Below are 17618 nucleotides of genomic sequence, written 5' to 3'. Positions count from 1 at the left end.
ACTATTAATGGCACCTGCAAGAGGGCCGTGTCAAGCAGCTCCACCAAGCCGCCGAACATCGTGATGTCGCCGGCATAGCAAAATGCTAGCGCCGGGCCTGGCGTCGTCGACCACAAGCGGACCGATGCTGGTAGTCGAACCCTGGTCCTCCTGGGTGATGTTGCGTCCGGCGGAGACCAGCAGCAGTCCGGGGCCGGCGACCTCGAAATTGCCATGAGATGACATCGCGCCCCGCCGACACCAGCGAAACGTCGGTGAGATCGTTGTTCAGCATGAAGCCCGACACGTTGACGATATCCCTCCCCGCCTTTATCGAAATGGGTTTTGCTCGGTAGGACGAGACTGTGCCATCAAAGTTTGTAACGATGTCCCCCGCCGTCAGATTGAGAATGTCGCCATTCAGCGCGTAGAGACGAACCGGCACCGGATCGTCTGCATGCAACGGAATGGAATGGATTGACCAAGATCGAACGACGTACTTGGCTTGGTAATGAATCACGGGTTCAAGGGATCAAACGATGCTGATGGATCGGCTGCGCTCATGGTGACCACAGCACCGGCACCGTAGATCGAGCCGAATGCAAGCAACTCCAGCATCCCGCGCGAAGCAGGTGCGAGATCGGCGCGGCCATTGAGATAGATGCTGCCCCTGTCCGCGATTGCGAACAGCGACGGAGGCATCGGCATTATCGCGGTGTTTGCGCCGCCGAGGTTGCTGTTGGTCGAGACCTGCTATCTTCGGGACCTGGCGCAATGGACTTGCGCTCACCCGGTTTGCGCCGGACGTGCGCGATCTGCAGCGCGAGCGGAAGCAGCAACAGCGCCAGCCCGGCCAAGACAAGGCTCGTCACGAGAGGGTTGGCAAAGAACACCCCGAGCGATCCCTTGGACATCAGCATCGACTGCCGGAAGGCATCCTCGGCCTTGTCGCCGATAACGATCGCGAGCACGAGCGGGGCGAGCGGATAGAACAGCTTCTTGAAGAGATAGCCGACGACGCCGAAGCCGAGCATCATGACGACATCGAGATAGGAGTTCGACACCGAATAGGCGCCGACGACACAGATGATCACGATCAGGGGCGCAATGATGACGAACGGAATCCGCATCAAGGCCGCAAATATCGGAACGGTGAGCAGCACGAGCGCGACGGCGACAATGTTGCCCACATACATCGAGGCGATCAGGCCCCAGACGAAATCCTTCTGGTCGACGAACAGCATCGGCCCGGGATTGAGGCCCCAGATCATCAAGCCGCCCATCATTACCGCGGCGGTCGCCGAGCCGGGAATGCCGAGCGACAGCATGGGCAGAAGCGCGCTGGTGCCGGCCGCGTGATCGGCGGTCTCCGGGGAGATGATCCCCTCGACTTCGCCCGTGCCGAAATGGCGGCCGCGTCGTGAGAAGCGTCGGGCGATGCCGTAGCTCATGAAGGACGCCGCGGTCGGGCCGCCCGGCGTGATCCCCATCCAGCATCCGATGGCCGCGCTGCGCAGCAGAGCGATGCCATGCCGCGGCAGGCGGACGACCGCGCGGAAGACTTCCTTCCAGTCGATCCTTGAGGAGACCCCGCGTGCGTGAAACTCCTCTTCGACGGCAACCAGCAGCTCGCCGATGCCGAATAATCCCATCACCGCCACGACGAAGCTCACGCCTTTCACGAGCTCGTCGATCCCCATTGTCAGGCGTACGCTGCCGGAGACGGTATCGATGCCGATCGCAGCAATCGCAAAACCAATCGCGAGAGCGACCACCGTCTTGATCGGCGCCGCGCCGCCCATGCCAACGAAACTGGCAAAGGCGAGGAAATAGACGGCGAAGTACTCCGGCGGCCCGAAGGCGAGCGCAACCTGCGCCACCCACGATGCGAGGAAGGTGATCAGAATGACCCCGACCAGGGCGCCGAACGCGGCCGAACCGAAGGCGGTGGCAAGCGCCGTCGTCGGCCTGCCGTCGCGCGCCATCGGATAGCCGTCGAAAGTGGTTGCGACCGACGACGGCTCTCCGGGAATGTTGAACAGGATCGAGGTGACGGAGCCGCCGAAGAGCGCGCCCCAATACATGCTCGAAAGCAGGATGATGGCCGAGACCGGCTGCATCCCGAAGGTCAGCGGCAACAGCAACGACACGCCGTTCGGCGCGCCCAGGCCCGGCAACACGCCGACGAGAATGCCGAGCAGGACGCCAATCACCATCAGCACCAGATGCGGCACGGTGACTGCGATCGTGAAGCCGTGCACGAGCTCCTGGAGATTTTCCATTCGCTCTCCTCCTCAGAGCCCGAACGCAGCGGCGAGCGCGCCGTGCGGCAGCGTCACCTGGAACATGCGCTCGAACACCACATAAAGCGCGAGCGGCGTCGCCAATGCCATCGCCAGTGAGCGAAGCAGCGATTGATGCCTCGGCAGCGCCAGCACAGCGAAGATGTAGCCGGCTGAGGCCACATACATCCCGACGATCGGGATCAGCGCCACGAAGAGAGCGGCAGGCACGAACAGCCCTGCGAGGCGGCGCAGCTCGATTCCTGTGATGGCCACGGGCACGCTTGCCAGCGTGCCGCCCGGCAGGACACCGCGGGCGAGATTGTAGAGGCTGCCAGCAACGATGATCACACCGGTCAGCAACGGAAAGGTGCCGGCATCGACCCCGGCGGCCGACCAGCCGATGCCATTGTCGAAGCTGGACACGACCACGGCGACACCGAAGCTGCCGGTGAGAATGGCGGTCGCAATTTCGAGAGCACGGCGTGAGATCATCGACTGCTCCAGCCCGGCGCTAAGCCCCGGATAGTTTCGCTGACGTGGCCGACCGGCTCACTTGACGAGCCACCCCTGCTCGGCCGCGACCTGCCTGATATGCTCGAGGTCCTGCTTGATGTAGCTGTCGAACTCGGCTCCGGTCAGGAAGGCATCGACCTGCGAGGTTTTCTCGATGTAGTCCTTCCATTCCGGTGTCGCCCGCACCTTCTTCATGAGTTCGACATAGAAGGCAGCCTGCTCCGGCGTGACCTTGCCGGGCAGCCAGACGGTACGGGGCTGCTCATATTGCGGGATGTCGAGTCCCTGTTCGACGCAGCTCGGCACGTCGCTCCAGCCTTCGGTCGCGGTGACCTTGGGCCCCTGCGGCAATCGCTTTGGACTGAAGACACAGAGCGGGCGCTGCGTTCCGCCGCGCCACTGCCCCAGGCTTTCAGAGGGGTTGTTGACGTGAGAGTCGATATGACCGCCCGCGAGCTGCACGGCGGCCTCGGCGCCGCTCTTGAATGGAATGTAGGTCAACTTGATGTGCCCGACTTTTTCGATCATGCGGGTCAGCACCTCGTCGGTATCCTTCGACTGCGCTCCGCCCATCTTGAATTCATTCGCGGCCGCTGCCTTCAGATAGTCGTTGACGGTCTTGTACGGGGCGTCCTGCTTGACCCAGAGCAGGAACTCATCTTGCGCCATCGCGGCGATCGGAGTGAGATCTGTGTAGTTGAAGGCGACCTTGGACACGAGCGGCTGCTGCCATGCGTTCGACGTGCCGAAGATCACCTTGTGGGGATCGGCGGCCGAAGCCTTGCCGTACACATAACCTTCCGCACCGCTGCCGCCGCCCTTGTTGACGACCACGATCGGCTGGTCGGTCAGCTTGTACTTGGTGATGATGTTCTGGACCGCACGCGCCAGATTGTCGGTGCCGCCGCCCGGCCCTGCGGTCGCGACGAACTCGATCGGCTTCTGCGGCTGCCACGCCGCGCCCGCCGGAATCGTGCCGGCGAGCAGGATTGCCGCGGCAGGCAGCAGGAATCTCGACGTGACGTCCATGGTTTCCTCCGGCTGATTTTTTGCCTGTTTTACCTGTCGTATCGGCCTGTCGCGACGTTGCGCGACCGGCTTTTATCGACCACCTGCTGCCGAGACGATTGCGCCTTCTTTCTCGAGCGCTTTGATCTGACTGTCATCGAACCCATACTCGGACAGCACCTCGCGCGTATGCTCACCATAGACCGGCGCGCCCGAACGCACTTTTCCTGGTGTCACGGAGAACTTGACCGGGAGCCCAATCGTCTTCACCGGTCCGAGTGTCGAATGCTCGACCTCGACGACCATCTCGCGTGCAAGCGTCTGCGGATCGTTCAGCGCTTCCAGCATGTCGTGTACAGGACCGCATGGCACGCCCTTCTCTTCCAAGAGCGTGAGCCAGTGCGCCCGTGTCCCCGTGCGGAAGCGCTCGCTCAAGACCGCTTCGAGCTCCTTCAGATGCGCCATGCGATCAGCGCCGGTCACGAAGCGCGGATCGGATGCAAGCTCGGCTGCGCCCAGCGCCTCCAGCATCAACAGCCAATTCTTGTTATTGGCGCCCCCGACAACAAGCCAGCCGTCCGAAGCCTCGAAAGCCTGGTATGGCGCGTTGAGCGGATGCGCCGAGCCCATCGCGCGCGGTGCCGTGTTGGTGGCGAGCGCGATGGTCGATTGCCAGTAGGTCTGCACCAGCGCCGCCTCATACAGCGAGGTCTCGACCCACTGCCCTGCACCGGTCTTCAGCCGATGCGCGTACGCAGCCAGAATTCCCATGCAGGCCAAGAGGCCGGCGGTAATGTCCGATAGGGGTGGACCACACTTCACAGGCGGGCCGTCTGGCCGCTCGCCGGTGAAGCTCATGATCCCGCTCATGGCCTGGGCGACCAGATCGAAGCCGCGGCGATGCTTGTAGGGTCCGGTGCGGCCGAAGCCCGAGAGCGAGCAATAGATCAGCGCCGGGAATTCCTCGTGCAACGCCTGATAGCCGAAGCCCAGCCGCTCCATGGCACCCGGCGCGAAATTCTCGACCAGCACGTCGGCACGTGCGATCAGCCGCCGCAGCACCTCCTTCCCGCCGGCGGTTTTCAGGTCCAGCACCACGCCGCGCTTGTTGCGGTTCATCATCAGGAAAGAGGCCGCCTCGTCGCCAATCTTCGGCGGCACCGAATAGCGGGTGTCATCGCCATTCGGCCACTTCTCGATCTTGATGACATCGGCGCCCATGTCGGCGAGCATCAGCGTGCAGGTCGGTCCCGCCATGACATGGGTGAGGTCGACGACCTTGAGGCCGGCGAGCGGTCCTTGCGGACGGGCAGCGGGCTGCGATTGGTTGCCTTGCATCGTCATATCCCTATCGCCCGCGCCATTGCGGTGCGCGCTTGTTGAGAAACGCGTCCAGCCCCTCGCGAAAATCCTCGCTCATGTAACACATGACGATGAGGTCCTCGCCCTCCTCGCGCGTCAGCCGCTTCTGCAAGCGTGCGACCGCCTGCTTTGTCGCGTTGAGCGTCAGCGGTGCGTGGCCGGCGAGGAGCCGAGCGACCTCATCGGCACGCCCGTCGAGCGCCGCGAGATCATCGACCACCTCCGTGAGCAGGCCGATCGCCGCGGCCTCGGCGGCTTCGACCAGCCGCGCCGTGAAGATCAGATCCTTGACGCGTGCCGGTCCAACGAGGGCGGCGAGCCGGCTGACATTCGACATCGACAGGCAATTGCCGAGCGTGCGGGCAATGGGAAAGCCGATCCGCGCGCTTCTGGTGCCGATGCGCAGATCGCAGGCCGCGGCGATGCCGGCACCGCCGCCGGTGCAGAAGCCGCTGATCGCGGCGATCGTCGGCACGCGGCACTGCTCGAGCGTGGTGAGCACGCGGTCGATGCGGTTCTCGTAATCGACTGCATCCTGCGGTGTCGTGAAGGCACGGAACTGGTTGATGTCCGTTCCCGACGCGAAGGCCTTGTCGCCAGCGCCGCGAAGCACCAGCACCTTGATTGCCTGATCGCTGTTCGCCTGCTCGCAGATTTCGGCGAGCCGCTCGTACATTTCGAAAGTGAAGGCGTTTCTGGCCTGAGGACGATTGAACGTGACCCGTCCAATGCCGCTCGCGACCTCGAAAACGAGATCTTCCGCCACGTCCTGATCCATTTCCTCTACCCAGTCGTTTTCCTAACTTTGAATGCAAAATAGGGAATTATCAAGCTGGAACTTGGGCGATTGGGTCGATATTCTCCATTTTTGAATTCAAATCGGAGCCTCGACGAAATGCTGCATGAGGAGGTCGTCAGCCGCATTCGCGCGATCCTGCTCGACGGCGAAATTCCGCCTGGCGCCCGAATTCCCGAGCGCGATCTATGCGAACGGCTGCAGATCTCGCGCACACCGCTGCGCGAAGCCCTCAAAGTGCTGGCGGCCGAAGGCCTTGTGCAGTTGCTGCCAAACCGCGGCTCCCGCGCAGCCAGGCTTACTGACAAGGACATGCGTGACCTGTTCGAGGTCTGCCAGGGGCTCGAAGCCCTGGCCGGCGAGCTTGCATGTGAGCGCGTCACCGAGGAAGAAATCGGTGAGATCGCCGCTGCGCATGCCGCGATGGCACATCACTATCGTAACGGCGATCTGATTCAGTACTACCGCTGCAACCGGGCCATCCACGAGGCGATCGTGGCGGCGGCCGGCAATCCCGTGCTCGTCGGTCTGTACAATTCGGTCACAGCGCGCATTCGGCGCGCGCGCTATGTCACGCCGATGACGTCGGACCGTTGGGCGTTAGCGCTTCATGAGCACGAAGCGATCCTCAACGCGCTGCAGCGTCGCGATGGCGTCGGCCTCTCCCACATCTTGCGCACCCATCTCCGTCACAAGCGCGAGGAGGTTCTGCAGGCGGGGTTCGCCGAGACGGAAAGCGGCGATCCCACCATGCCGCCGGATCGAGCCCGGGTCTGAAATCGGCCAGCCTGCTCTCAGCAGGCGGCCAGTGGCTCATCCTAGCAGAGCCTTCGGAAGCTTATGCATGATTTCCATCACGCCAGGCGCTCCCTCGCCGGGCGTCAGGTGCGCCGTAGCCGCCTTGGCGGCGGCGGATGGATCCTGTTCGAGAATGGCTTGGAGGATGAGGCCATGATATTGATAAGCTTTACTGATGTAGCCCATCGCATCGAACGAATGATTGCGATAGGCGCTGGTTCGCGTACGCATGCGCAGGATCTCCTGGCGGAGATACGGATTGCGGGAGCCCGCATACAGCACCTCATGAAACGCCATGTTGGCCTGCTGCCAGCCGAGCGCGTCGTTACGTTCGACAACGCTGCGGGACGCCTTATGGGCGTCAGCCAAGGCCTCGCGCTCCTTGCTGGTCATGCGTTCGCAGGCGTAGCGGGCCGATAGCCCTTCGAGCTCCGCCAGCAACTCCCACACCGACAGGAGCTGTGCGAAATCCATCTTCGACACGATGGCGCCGCCGCGGGAGATGCTGGACACCAGCCCCTCGGCCTTGAGGCGCAGAATGGCCTCGCGCACCGGCGTACGCGACACGCCGAATTGGATCATCAGGTTTTCTTCGTCGACCGGATCCCCAGGCAGCAACTCGCGCTGGCTGATCTGCCTTTCGACAACACTGTAAATGCGGTCGCTCACCTTCATTTCGGTCACTACATGGGTCCTTGGCAACTTCGGAAGGCGATCGTCCGGGCCATGGTCGACACGTTTAGGTCCCCGACGCAAAAGGAAATAGCTTCAGTTCGAATAGCGATCGCGCTTCAGTCTGCCTCCATGCATGATCTCCACGCAAAGCGCGTTCCGTCATTGACGGGAAACCGGTACCCGGTTTCCCCCAATCCACGCAAGCCGATCAGAGCGTCAAGTTGACCGTTACGGTCTTCAACCGCGAAAAGCCCTCGAGCATCGACCCCAGCGACATTTCCTTGCCGAGCCCGCTCTGCTTGAAGCCGCCATAGGGCTGGCCCATGATCTGGCCCTTGCCCTGGTTGACCTGGACCCAGCCGGAATCGATCTCATGGGCCATGCGGATGGCGCGCGACGTGTTGCGCGAGAATACATAGCCTGCCAAGCCGTAGTGGCTGTCATTGGCCATCTTCAGCACCTCGGCCTCGTCGGTCCAGGGGATCGCCACCAGCACCGGACCGAAGATTTCCTCCTGAGCGAGACGCCAGTTGTTCGACGTGCTGGCGAACAGCGTCGGTATGGTGAAATAGCCGGCGCTCAACGGGCCCTCCTTCGGCGGCAGGCCGCCGGCGATCAGCTTGACATCCTTGTTCTTGAGGCCGTCTTCGATGTAACCGCAGACCCGACCATATTGCTTGTTGTTGATCAGGCTCCCCATGTCGGTGGCTTCGTCGAGCGGATTACCGATCTTGTAGCTGTTCATCAGCGCGACCAGCTTGTCGAGAAACTTGTCGTAGATCGACCGGTGCAAGAATAGCCGCGATCCGGCGGTGCATGACTGGCTTTGCCGCGTGAAGCGCATCGCGGATGCAACGCCCTGGACGACCCAGTCCTCGTCGGCATCTTCGCAGACGATGGCCGGGCTTTTGCCGCCAAGCTCGAGCGATACCGGCACGATGCGGTCCGCCGCGCCAGCCAGGATGCTGCGGCCGACCGCGGTCGAGCCGGTGAACGACAGCTTGCTGATGCGCGGATGGGTGGCGAGCGCTGCGCCGCATTCTGGACCAAGGCCGGTCACGATATTCAACACGCCTGGCGGCAGATGCCGATTGCAGATTTCGGCAATGAACAAGGCGGCGAACGGTGCGTCTTCGGCCAGTTTGAGCACCAGCGTGTTGCCGGCGCACACGGCCGGCGCGATCTTGATCGACGACAATGTCGCCGGCGCGTTCCAGGGCACGATGGCACCAACGACGCCGAGCGGCTCACGCCTCGTGTAGCTCAATATGTCATCGCCGAGCGGCAGCGTATCGCCCTTCAGTTCGCTGGCCAGACCGCCAAAGTAGCGGAAGACCTCCACGCAGGTCAGCGCCTCCGGACGCGCCTGGGTGCGCAGCGCATTGCCGGTTTCGTGGGCGATGATGCGGGCCAATTCTTCAACGCGGACTTCAAGCTCGTCCGCGACCTTGAGCAGCGCCTTGCCGCGCAGGGACGGCGTGACCTTCTTCCAGCTCACGAAGGCCTTTTCCGCCGCGACCACCGCGCATTCGACATCCTGCCCGGACGCACGCGGGGTGTGGGCGATCGTCTTCTTGCTGGCGGGGCATTCGACCGCCAGCGTGCGACCATCGACGCTGCCGACCCATTCGCCATTCAACAGTTGAAGCGTCGGTCCAAGGCGCACGGAGCTGTCCGCCTCGCTCACGGATGCCTTCAGCCCTCCATTGATTTGAACTTGTACAGTCATGGTCTTTCCTTCCATCGTTATAGCAGCCACCGGCCGAGCCGCATCTTTCATGAGTAGCCGGCGGAGCGATCAGGTGGCACGTACGCCCCGATCGGCAGCGGCTTTCACAGCCGTTTTCTCGGCGCTTTTCGCAGCAGCTCTATCGGCAGCTTTCCTGGCCTCGCGCCGACTGCTGGTAATCTTCATGAGCGAGCCGACGATCCCGTTCGGCATCAGAGTCATGCACGCAATCAGGATACCACCATAGACCGCACCGGAGAACGCCTGGCCGAGATCCGAGGCATAGGACGGCACGAACTGCAGGAACAGGCCGGCGACCAAAGCTCCCCAGATCGTTCCGAGCCCGCCCACGACGATCGCCGCCAGGAAGCTGATCGACAGCATCAGCGTGAACGAGTCCGGGCCAATGAAACCGATCGTAAAGGTCGCGAGCGCACCACCGACGCCGGCCAGCATCGAACCAACCCCGAACACGATCACCTTGAGCCTGTTGACATCGACGCCCATCGATGACGCGGCGAGTTCACCTTCGCGGATGCCGGCCAGCGCCCGGCCATTACTGCCGCCGACGAAGTTCCTGACCAGCCAGAAGACAACGACGGTAAACGCCAGCACCATGTAATAGATCCATGCATCTTGGCCCAGGGTGAACCATGCCGGCGGCACCGGCTTGTCGACCATCAGGCCGGCCGCGCCGCCGGTATAGGCCTTGAACTGCTTGACCAGCGGGATGACGGATACGGCGAGGATCAGCGTGATCAAGGCCAGATACAGCCCCCGCAGCCGTTTGGCCGGATACCCCGCCAGCACGCCGGCGATGAATGTGACAATCGCCGCAATCAGGACCGCCAGGACATCGTTGACGCCCAGGTACGCGACGCTGAGCACGGCGGCATACGACCCCAAAGCAAAGAAGGCATTATGGCCGAGCGAGACTTGACCGACATAGCCGGTGATCAGGTTGAGGCCCAGCGCCGCCACGGCATAGGTCATCACGCCGGTCAGTTGGAATGTCTGATATTCAGGAATCACAAGCGGCATGCCGAGCAGGATCACCGCCAGTACGAAGCCGATACCGATCTTGGTGACGGCCACATCGCCGTGCCGAACCGATTGCATGGCAGGAATTCCGATGCTGCTCATACGCGTACCACCACCGTGCTGCCGAACAGACCTTCAGGCTTGATGATCAGCACAGCGACGATCAGCATCAGCGGCAGCAGGATCTGCAGATCGGAACCGAGCCAGGGAAGATAAGCCATCGATAGGGCTTGCGAGATGCCGACGATGGCACCGCCAACAACCGCGCCGCGATAGCTCGTCAATCCGCCGACCACGGCCGCAGCGAAGGCGTAGATGATGATGGCGCCCATCATGTTCGGATCGAGCGTCAGCTTCGGGCCGACCAACAGGCCAGACACCGCCCCGAGCCCGGCCGCCAGTCCCCATCCGATCGCCATCATCGCCGTGAAGGGAACGCCGACCAGCATCGCGGATGTGGCATTGGAGGCCGAGGCGCGCAGTGCGGTGCCGAGCCGCGTATGCTGCAACAGTAGGAACATGCCGGTCGAGATCGCAATCAGAATTACGATCGTGCCGACCAGCTCGGCATTGAACCTGAGCGCGCCGATGGCGAAGCTCTTCTCGGGGAACGGGCTCGGCAATGAGAGCTGCAGAAATCCCCAGATCGCGCCGTTGAAACTATTGAAGGCCAGGAACAGGCCGAGCGTGACGATGACGATCGTCAATTCATCCCGGTGCTGAACCGACCGGACCAGCAGCAGATAGGCCAGCACGCCAACGATCATCGATACAACGATGGCAATGAGAAACGACCACCACAACGGCACGCCCCAATCGACCATCTGCCAGGCTATGTAGGCGGAGAATGTCGCCATCTCGCCTTGAGCGAAATTGGCGATGTTCGTCGTTCGATAGATCAGCACCAGGGCAAGGCCCAGCGACGCGTAGATCGCGCCATCCCCGATGCCGTTGACGATCTGCTGAAAGAAGTACTGCATCGTCAGCTTCTCTATTCAGTTATTGGAGTAGCCTGCATGAGCCAAGACCGGTCGCGGATATTCAGTTACCAAGATAGGCAGCGCGGACGCCGTCGTTCTCGGACACATCTCGGGCCGTGCCCGACAGCACCATCGAGCCGGTCTCAAGCACGTAGGCGTCATTGGCAATCTCCAAAGCCAGATTGGCGTTCTGCTCGACGATCAGCATCGCGATGCCCTGCGATCGGTTGACGCGTTGCAACGCCTCGTAGAGGTCATCGATGATGACCGGCGCGAGCCCGAGCGACGGCTCGTCGAGCAGCATTACCCGCGGCTTGAGCATCAGCGCCCGGCCGACGGCCAGCATCTGCTGTTCGCCGCCGCTGAGGCTACCCGCCTTCTGCTTGCGGCGCTCGCGCAAGCGGGGAAACAGCGCGTACATCTGCTCGATATCGGCTGCGATCTCAGCCTTGTCGCGGCGACGGAAGGCGCCGACCGCCAGATTGTCCTCGACGGTCAGGTCGCTGAAGGTGCCGCGTCCCTGCACGCCGTGGGCGATGCCCAGGCGCGCGATCCGGTCGGGGCCCAGTCCCTTCAGGTCCTTGCCGTCCAGCAGGATCTGTCCCGTATATTTGACCATACCGCTGACGGCGCGCAGCGTCGTCGTCTTGCCTGCACCGTTGGCGCCGAGCAGCACGGCGATGCTCTTTTCGCCGACCGCGAGCGAAACGTCGTGCAGCACCGGGATGCGCCCGTAGCCGGCGCTAACGCCCTTGATTTCGAGAACGTTCACGCTGTTTCCCCAAATAGGCCTGGATGACGCGAGGGTCCGACTTCACGTCGGCCGGTTTGCCTTCGGCGATCTTGTTGCCGAAGTCCAACACGACGATGTCGTCCGAGACATTCATCACCATGCCCATGTGATGCTCGACCAACAGCAAAGTCATGCCGAATTCGTCACGCACCCGGACCAGGGTCCGCGCGAGTTCATCGACCTCCGAATGCGACAGCCCACCAGCCGGCTCGTCCAGCATCAGGAGCGAGGGACGAGACGCCAGCGCGCGGGCAAGCTCGACCCGCTTGAGCGTCGGATAAGGCAGGCTGTCGATGCGTTCATCGTGCAGGTGATCGAGTTGCAGGCGCGCCAGCAACTCCATCGCCGCGCGGCGCTGGGCGGCTTCTTCGGACCGCCGCGACACCGGCACGAACGGCGCGCGCAAGAGCGAGGTGCGACCGTGGTGATAGCCGCCGAGCATCACGTTCTGCAGGACCGTCAGCGATTTCATCAGCGCCAGGTTCTGGAACGTACGAGCAATGCCGAGTTTCGCGATGTCCTTCGACCGATAGTGTGTGATGTCAGTTCCGTCGAAGGTGATCCTGCCTTCCGTCGGATTGTAGAGGCGGCTGACACAATTGAACAAACTGGTCTTGCCGGCGCCATTGGGGCCGATCAGGCCGCAGATGACGTCCCGCCTGACCTGGAACGATAGTGCATTGATCGCAACGAGGCCGCCGAACCTGAGCGACAGATTGTCCACCGCCAGCTTCGGCGGCGCCGTGGAAGCCGGCGCCGTCCGCGAGGAGAGATGAGCCGTTGAGCCGTTCATGCGATCTTCGTCCCCACCGTGAGGGCTAAGGGAAGCTGCTTCTCCAATCTCCCCGGCGTTACAGGCCGAGGGCCGCTTCAGCCTGCTTGGCGACGACCGTCATGTCCGAGCCGGGCGCCGCGCTTGCCAGCGCCTTGGCCCAGATCGCGGCCGTCGTGCGCGAGAGCTGGGCATCGGATCCCATCGCGTCGAACAGCGACATTGCCACGCGGACATCCTTCTCCATCAACGCGAGCGCGAAGCCGAACTGGAAGGTGCGGTCGATGACCGCCTTCTGCCAGACATGGGTGGTCTGGAAGCTCTGGCCGGACGACGCATCGATCACTTTGAGCATCGTCGCTGGATCAAGACCGAACTTGGCGCCGACCGCGAAGACTTCGCTGGTGGCGGCAAAGGCCGTGGCGGCGAGCAGGTTGTTCAGTGCCTTGACCGCGTGGCCCGACCCGACCTTGCCGACCAGGAAGACCTTGCCGCCCATCTTCTGCAGCACCGGCAGCGCCCGATCGAAATCAGCCTGCGCACCTCCGACCATGATCGCCAGGCTAGCGGCTTCCGCCCCCTTGACGCCGCCGGAGACCGGCGCGTCGATGAAGTGGACGCCCTTTTTGGCAGCGATCTCCGCGTTCGCGACCGAATTGGTCGGCGCGGACGAGCTCATGTCGATCACCATGGCGCCGGCGGGCAGATAATCGAGCAGTCCCCTGCCGCCATCGGCGTCATGCAGCACCTGATCGACGATCGCGCTTGTCGGCAGCATCAGGATCACCGCATCAGCCGAGCTCATGCCGCTCACACCGTCGACGATCCGGCCACCGCTTGCCCTAGCGGCCTCAGCCGCACGGGCCGCATCGGTATCGTAGACGAGAATGTCGGCGATCCCCTTCAGATGCTTCACCATCTGACTGCCCATGGCGCCCAGCCCGATGAATCCGATGGTCTTGAATGTGTTGTTGGTCATGGACGTTGTCTCCTCGTTGCGACGTGTCATTGCGACTTGGCTGGGGGTTCGTAGAGCGGCGTCTTGCCCTCGTAATTGAGGACAGGGCCGACCGGCACGAACTTCACGCCGTCGAACTGGGAGATCTGCACGGACTCGATCGGGTAGCCGTCTTCGGCACCATTGGTGTTCAGCGTGATGCCATCGAGCATCAGCGGCTCCTTCTGGTTCTTCATGCTACGAGCTGCCTTCATGAAGGCCTCGCGGGTCGGCTGCTCCATCCGCTCGAACAGGCCCTTGGTCGCGTGGCAGGCGTACCAGCCGGCCGCCGCATTCTGGTCGGCGGGATTGAGCGAGCCGCCATATTGCTTGAGCTTGGCGACGTAGAGCTTCATGTCTTCGTCGTTGGCGTAGACCGGGTTGGTCTGGTCCTTCATCCACTGGCCGCTATAGACGCCCTTGGCGGTCTCGACGCCGGCCGGCTCGAACACGCCACCGATGCTCGATCCGACACCCCAGATGATGTGCACCGGTTTCCAGTTGATTGCCGCCATCTGCTTGAGAGCCTGCACGACGAATTTTGGCGTGGTCGCATCGACGAACAGATCGGCGCCCGAAGCGGCAAGTCGGCTGATCTTCGCGTTGATCGTCGGTTCGCTATAGGTGTGTTCTTCGCGAGCGACGATGTTGAGACCAAGCTCCTTGGCCGACTTCAGGAACGCATCAGCAAAGAATGGACCGCCGCTGTCATCGTTGAGCAGCGCGATCTTGGCGTCCGGGAATTTCTGCTTGATGAACGCCGCATAGATCGCGGCTTCGGTGTTATAGGCGAGCCACGCGGCCATGGTCCAAGGGTTCTTTTCGACCTCGGACTTTGCGCCGAACATCGGGCCACCCGTTGCGATGAACATCTGCGGCACATGCTCGGCGTTATAGTACGGCCGCGATCCGAGATTGGCGCCGGTGCCGACATTGCCGACGACCGCGAACACCTTGGACTGGCTCACCAGCCGACGCGCATTCTGCACCGCACGCGCGGGCTCCATCGCATCATCCAAGATATCAAGCCGGACCTTGCGCGTCTTGCCGTCGCCGAACTTGACGCCGCCCTGCTCAGCATTGAGGTAATTGAAGCACGCTTCGGTGCCGCGGGCGATCGCGCCGTAACCCGCATTCGGGCCGGACAACGCGGCCGAGATGCCTATCACAATTTCAGTATCGGTAATGCCGTTCTCTGCGTGCGCCGGTGTGACGATGGTGGCTGTCCCCACCCCCAACGCTAACGACAACAGACAACCCCACGCATCGCGTGGCCGCGCGTGCGACATCGTCTTCCTCCCTGATATTTTTTGGATGCTGCGCACCCTTGGCGCGAATTAAGACACGAAGTATTTTTTCGATCAAGCTATATATATTTATAAAGCGCCTAAGGATATTGCGCTGCGACGTGCCCCTCCGGGCGGCGGCGCTGCCCACCGCAACAGCCATTCATTCTTGGTTGGAGCTGTCATCGTTGTACAAGCAAATCCGTCGATGTCGCGCGGATCGAGCCTGGCATCACTGCAGGCGGCGAGGATCGCCTTCAGCGCGAGCTCAAATTCCGCGTCCGGCGAGGCGCCGTGCCGATAATACTCGGTTTCACCGATCCCGACGACGGCAACGCGGCCCCGAGCGTACGATCGCTCCGCCCGCTCATGCCTGCTTGTCCGCCGATGCCGGCTGGCGACGAGCGCCGAGAGCGCCCTCTTCCGCAAGGCGTGCCAGTCGCGCGTCGTCGTAGCCGAGCACCTCGCGCAGAACTTCCTCCGTGTGCTGGCCCACGGCCGGCGCAACGACGGGATCCACGACCGGGGTTTCAGAATATCGGATCGGCAGGCTCACATTCGGCACCCATCCGACCGTGGGATGCGGGATGCGTGTCACGATCGCACGCTCCCGCGCTTCCGGAGAACGAATGGCCTCGCCGACGCTGCGCACCTGCCCGCAGGGCACGCCCGCCGCCCGCATCCGCGATTGCCAATACGACCATGGCTGCTGCGCGAAAGCTTCACCAAGAATCGCGAACAATTCGTCGCGCCGGCGAATGCGTTCGGGACCGGTCGCGTAGATTTCGGCCGTGGCCATGTCGGCGCGGCCGATCACTTGCGCCATCAGCCGCTGAAAGATCTTGTCGTTGCCGCAGTTGATATAGAAGGAGCGGTCCTGCGCCTGGAACACGCCCGACGGGCACGTATCGGGAGACGTGTTGCCATGCCGCTGTGTATCAGCGCCGCTGAACAGATGTTGCAGCGTGGCGTAACCCGTCATCAGCACCGCGGTGTCGAACAGGGACACCTCGATGGCTTGTCCGACACCGCTGCGCTGGCGCGCGACCACCGCGCCGAGGATCGCATTGGAGGCCATCATCGCCGTTGAGATATCCATGACCGGCGACAATGCGCGCACGCCTTCGCGATCGGCATAGCCGTTCATGGACACGAACCCGCTCTCGACCTGCGCGATCGGATCGAACCCGAGCCGATCGGCAAAGGCGCCGTCCCGGCCATAGGCTGACACCGAACAATAGATGACGTCACGTTTGATTCTGCGGCAATTGTCGTAGTCGAGGCCCAGTCGCTTCATCACGCCGGTCGAGAAATTCTCGACGACGACGTCCGCCGTGGCAATCAGTTCACGCGCGACCTTGAGGCCTTCCGGCGACTTCAGGTCGACCGCGACGCTGCGCTTGTTGCGGTTGGTCCAGAGAAACGGAGCGCCGTGCCTGAGATCGGGATGCAAGGGCGGATAACGGCGAAGATCGTCGCCCTTCTCCGGCGCCTCGATCTTGACGACCTCCGCACCCATGTCGGCGAGGATCATCGTGGCGAAGGGGCCGGCGATGAAGTGCGAGAAATCGATCACCCGAATTCCATCCAGCGCTTTTGGCGCATCGGAAGGGCGCGGCGCATGTTCCGGAAATTCCGCTTCGAGCTGATCCAGCATTCTTCCTCCCGTCGGTTTGTTGTTTAGATCTCCAATCACAGATCCAGCACGAGCGTCGCTGATTTCGAACCTGAGCAGCAGATCATCATTGTTTTGTTGGCCGCTCGTTCCTCCGCGCTGAGAAACTGATCGCGGTGATCGGGAATTCCCTCAATCACCCGGGTCTCGCAGGTGCCGCAGACACCTTCGGCACAGGCGTAGTTCGCTGTCATTCCTGCATCCAGGAGCGCGTTCAGGATCGTCTTGCCTGGTTCAACCGTTATCGTTCGGCCACTGCGCGCAAGCCTCACTTCAAACCCACTTTCGGCGGCCGGCTTTTCCCTTGCCTTGAAATATTCCACGTGCACGTGAGCGGCGGGCCGAGCAGTGGTCGCCGCTTCGAATGCCCCGAGCATCGACAGCGGGCCGCAGCAATACAGATGCGCTTCTGCAGGGGCGCCTTCGACGATCGCCGCAAGGTCGAGCTTGCGGCCGAGTGGCGCGTGGTCGAACGTCACGTGCAGGTTCTCTTGAACGTCCGGTCGAAGCGCATGCAGTTCGTCAAGGAACGCCGCGGCGAAACGAGTCCTGGCTGCGTAAAACAGCTCCCAGGAGCGACCTAGCATCTCGAGGCGGCGGATCATCGAAAGCAGCGGCGTGATTCCGATTCCGCCCGCGATCAGCACCGAATGCGCCGCATCCTCCTGAAGGACAAAGTTGTTCCTGGGATGCGAAATCGTCATGATATCTCCGACCCGCACCGTGTCATGGATGAGCCTGGAGCCACCCCGACCTTCAGCATCCCTGTTGATCGCGACCACATAGCGCTTCCGTTCGCTCTGGTCATTGACGAGCGAATAGCCGCGGATCATTCCGTTCGGCAGATGCAGATCGATGTGACAGCCGGCCGTGAAAGGAGCGAGATCGCCGCCTCCCGGAGCGACCAATTCGTATGAATTGATGCTCTC

Annotated in this window: 18 protein-coding genes; 1 reads left to right on the top strand and 17 read right to left on the bottom strand. The window is 62.5% G+C overall.

All coding sequences use genetic code 11. The features are described from left to right. Nucleotides 1–30 precede the first annotated feature (30 nt). The 7 genes from AC5ZG1_RS12010 to AC5ZG1_RS11980 all read right to left on the bottom strand — a co-directional run bounded on the left by AC5ZG1_RS12010 (nt 31) and on the right by AC5ZG1_RS11980 (nt 5925). Nucleotides 31–225: a hypothetical protein gene (locus AC5ZG1_RS12010; protein WP_496132959.1), complete on the bottom strand. Its 195-nt coding sequence runs from the start codon at nt 223–225 to the stop codon at nt 31–33. A 270-nt stretch (nt 226–495) separates the two neighbouring features. Next, nucleotides 496–681, bottom strand: a complete 186-nt coding sequence (locus AC5ZG1_RS12005; protein WP_496132958.1) for a hypothetical protein — start codon at nt 679–681, stop codon at nt 496–498. A 5-nt stretch (nt 682–686) separates the two neighbouring features. Then, nucleotides 687–2261 (bottom strand): tripartite tricarboxylate transporter permease, encoded by a 1575-nt coding sequence (locus AC5ZG1_RS12000; protein WP_496132957.1) that lies wholly within the window; start codon nt 2259–2261, stop codon nt 687–689. Between the two features lie 12 nt (nt 2262–2273). Then, nucleotides 2274–2756 carry a tripartite tricarboxylate transporter TctB family protein gene (locus AC5ZG1_RS11995; RefSeq protein ID WP_456643460.1) on the bottom strand — a complete coding sequence of 161 codons (483 nt, stop codon included), beginning with the start codon at nt 2754–2756 and terminating at the stop codon, nt 2274–2276. A 57-nt stretch (nt 2757–2813) separates the two neighbouring features. Next, on the bottom strand, nt 2814–3806 hold the full coding sequence (locus AC5ZG1_RS11990; protein WP_496132956.1) for a Bug family tripartite tricarboxylate transporter substrate binding protein: 993 nt from the start codon (nt 3804–3806) through the stop codon (nt 2814–2816). A gap of 72 nt (nt 3807–3878) precedes the next feature. Next, nucleotides 3879–5123, bottom strand: a complete 1245-nt coding sequence (locus tag AC5ZG1_RS11985; protein WP_130222437.1) for a CaiB/BaiF CoA transferase family protein — start codon at nt 5121–5123, stop codon at nt 3879–3881. 10 nt (nt 5124–5133) lie between these two features. Further along, a complete protein-coding gene (locus AC5ZG1_RS11980; RefSeq protein ID WP_496132955.1) occupies nt 5134–5925 on the bottom strand; it encodes an enoyl-CoA hydratase/isomerase family protein in 792 nt (263 codons plus the stop codon). 117 nt (nt 5926–6042) lie between these two features. Between AC5ZG1_RS11980 and AC5ZG1_RS11975 the strand changes: the two genes are divergently transcribed. Beyond that, nucleotides 6043–6720, top strand: coding sequence for a GntR family transcriptional regulator (locus tag AC5ZG1_RS11975; RefSeq protein WP_028163133.1), 678 nt, complete (start codon nt 6043–6045; stop codon nt 6718–6720). A gap of 36 nt (nt 6721–6756) precedes the next feature. Here the strand turns inward: AC5ZG1_RS11975 and AC5ZG1_RS11970 are convergent, their stop codons facing one another. The 10 genes from AC5ZG1_RS11970 to AC5ZG1_RS11925 all read right to left on the bottom strand — a co-directional run bounded on the left by AC5ZG1_RS11970 (nt 6757) and on the right by AC5ZG1_RS11925 (nt 17522). Next, nucleotides 6757–7416, bottom strand: coding sequence for a GntR family transcriptional regulator (locus AC5ZG1_RS11970; protein ID WP_028163132.1), 660 nt, complete (start codon nt 7414–7416; stop codon nt 6757–6759). A 208-nt stretch (nt 7417–7624) separates the two neighbouring features. Next, nucleotides 7625–9145: an aldehyde dehydrogenase family protein gene (locus AC5ZG1_RS11965; RefSeq protein WP_496132954.1), complete on the bottom strand. Its 1521-nt coding sequence runs from the start codon at nt 9143–9145 to the stop codon at nt 7625–7627. 69 nt (nt 9146–9214) lie between these two features. Next, nucleotides 9215–10264, bottom strand: a complete 1050-nt coding sequence (locus AC5ZG1_RS11960) for a branched-chain amino acid ABC transporter permease (protein WP_496132953.1) — start codon at nt 10262–10264, stop codon at nt 9215–9217. Nucleotides 10265–10284: 20 nt separating this feature from the next. Further along, complete coding sequence (locus AC5ZG1_RS11955; protein WP_028163130.1) at nt 10285–11166, bottom strand: branched-chain amino acid ABC transporter permease; 882 nt, start codon at nt 11164–11166, stop codon at nt 10285–10287. 61 nt (nt 11167–11227) lie between these two features. Beyond that, nucleotides 11228–11938, bottom strand: a complete 711-nt coding sequence (locus AC5ZG1_RS11950) for an ABC transporter ATP-binding protein (RefSeq protein ID WP_028163129.1) — start codon at nt 11936–11938, stop codon at nt 11228–11230. Beyond that, entirely contained in the window at nt 11910–12752 is an 843-nt protein-coding gene (locus tag AC5ZG1_RS11945; protein WP_496132952.1) for an ABC transporter ATP-binding protein, read from the bottom strand. Before AC5ZG1_RS11945 ends, AC5ZG1_RS11950 begins: the two co-directional genes overlap by 29 nt. A gap of 58 nt (nt 12753–12810) precedes the next feature. Further along, nucleotides 12811–13710: an NAD(P)-dependent oxidoreductase gene (locus tag AC5ZG1_RS11940; protein WP_496132951.1), complete on the bottom strand. Its 900-nt coding sequence runs from the start codon at nt 13708–13710 to the stop codon at nt 12811–12813. A 26-nt stretch (nt 13711–13736) separates the two neighbouring features. Further along, nucleotides 13737–14978 carry an ABC transporter substrate-binding protein gene (locus AC5ZG1_RS11935; protein ID WP_456643467.1) on the bottom strand — a complete coding sequence of 414 codons (1242 nt, stop codon included), beginning with the start codon at nt 14976–14978 and terminating at the stop codon, nt 13737–13739. Nucleotides 14979–15381: 403 nt separating this feature from the next. Then, complete coding sequence (locus AC5ZG1_RS11930) at nt 15382–16671, bottom strand: CaiB/BaiF CoA transferase family protein (RefSeq protein ID WP_496132950.1); 1290 nt, start codon at nt 16669–16671, stop codon at nt 15382–15384. A 35-nt stretch (nt 16672–16706) separates the two neighbouring features. Then, on the bottom strand, nt 16707–17522 hold the full coding sequence (locus tag AC5ZG1_RS11925; RefSeq protein WP_496132949.1) for a PDR/VanB family oxidoreductase: 816 nt from the start codon (nt 17520–17522) through the stop codon (nt 16707–16709). Nucleotides 17523–17618: the final 96 nt, after the last annotated feature.

The sequence above is a fragment of the Bradyrhizobium sp. Leo78 genome (assembly GCF_059512425.1).
The sequence above is the reverse complement of the archived record's forward strand: the minus strand, read 5'-3'. Positions and strand labels throughout refer to the sequence as shown.

Bases quoted from the DNA above. Each gene is read 5' to 3' on its own strand.
- AC5ZG1_RS12010 (WP_496132959.1), bottom strand. From the start codon at position 225: ATGTCATCTCATGGCAATTTCGAGGTCGCCGGCCCCGGACTGCTGCTG.
- AC5ZG1_RS12005 (WP_496132958.1), bottom strand. From the start codon at position 681: ATGCCTCCGTCGCTGTTCGCAATCGCGGACAGGGGCAGCATCTATCTC.
- AC5ZG1_RS12000 (WP_496132957.1), bottom strand. From the start codon at position 2,261: ATGGAAAATCTCCAGGAGCTCGTGCACGGCTTCACGATCGCAGTCACC.
- AC5ZG1_RS11995 (WP_456643460.1), bottom strand. From the start codon at position 2,756: ATGATCTCACGCCGTGCTCTCGAAATTGCGACCGCCATTCTCACCGGC.
- AC5ZG1_RS11990 (WP_496132956.1), bottom strand. From the start codon at position 3,806: ATGGACGTCACGTCGAGATTCCTGCTGCCTGCCGCGGCAATCCTGCTC.
- AC5ZG1_RS11985 (WP_130222437.1), bottom strand. From the start codon at position 5,123: ATGCAAGGCAACCAATCGCAGCCCGCTGCCCGTCCGCAAGGACCGCTC.
- AC5ZG1_RS11980 (WP_496132955.1), bottom strand. From the start codon at position 5,925: ATGGATCAGGACGTGGCGGAAGATCTCGTTTTCGAGGTCGCGAGCGGC.
- AC5ZG1_RS11975 (WP_028163133.1), top strand. From the start codon at position 6,043: ATGCTGCATGAGGAGGTCGTCAGCCGCATTCGCGCGATCCTGCTCGAC.
- AC5ZG1_RS11970 (WP_028163132.1), bottom strand. From the start codon at position 7,416: ATGAAGGTGAGCGACCGCATTTACAGTGTTGTCGAAAGGCAGATCAGC.
- AC5ZG1_RS11965 (WP_496132954.1), bottom strand. From the start codon at position 9,145: ATGACTGTACAAGTTCAAATCAATGGAGGGCTGAAGGCATCCGTGAGC.
- AC5ZG1_RS11960 (WP_496132953.1), bottom strand. From the start codon at position 10,264: ATGCAATCGGTTCGGCACGGCGATGTGGCCGTCACCAAGATCGGTATC.
- AC5ZG1_RS11955 (WP_028163130.1), bottom strand. From the start codon at position 11,166: ATGCAGTACTTCTTTCAGCAGATCGTCAACGGCATCGGGGATGGCGCG.
- AC5ZG1_RS11945 (WP_496132952.1), bottom strand. From the start codon at position 12,752: ATGAACGGCTCAACGGCTCATCTCTCCTCGCGGACGGCGCCGGCTTCC.
- AC5ZG1_RS11940 (WP_496132951.1), bottom strand. From the start codon at position 13,710: ATGACCAACAACACATTCAAGACCATCGGATTCATCGGGCTGGGCGCC.
- AC5ZG1_RS11930 (WP_496132950.1), bottom strand. From the start codon at position 16,671: ATGCTGGATCAGCTCGAAGCGGAATTTCCGGAACATGCGCCGCGCCCT.
- AC5ZG1_RS11925 (WP_496132949.1), bottom strand. From the start codon at position 17,522: ATGATCCGCGGCTATTCGCTCGTCAATGACCAGAGCGAACGGAAGCGC.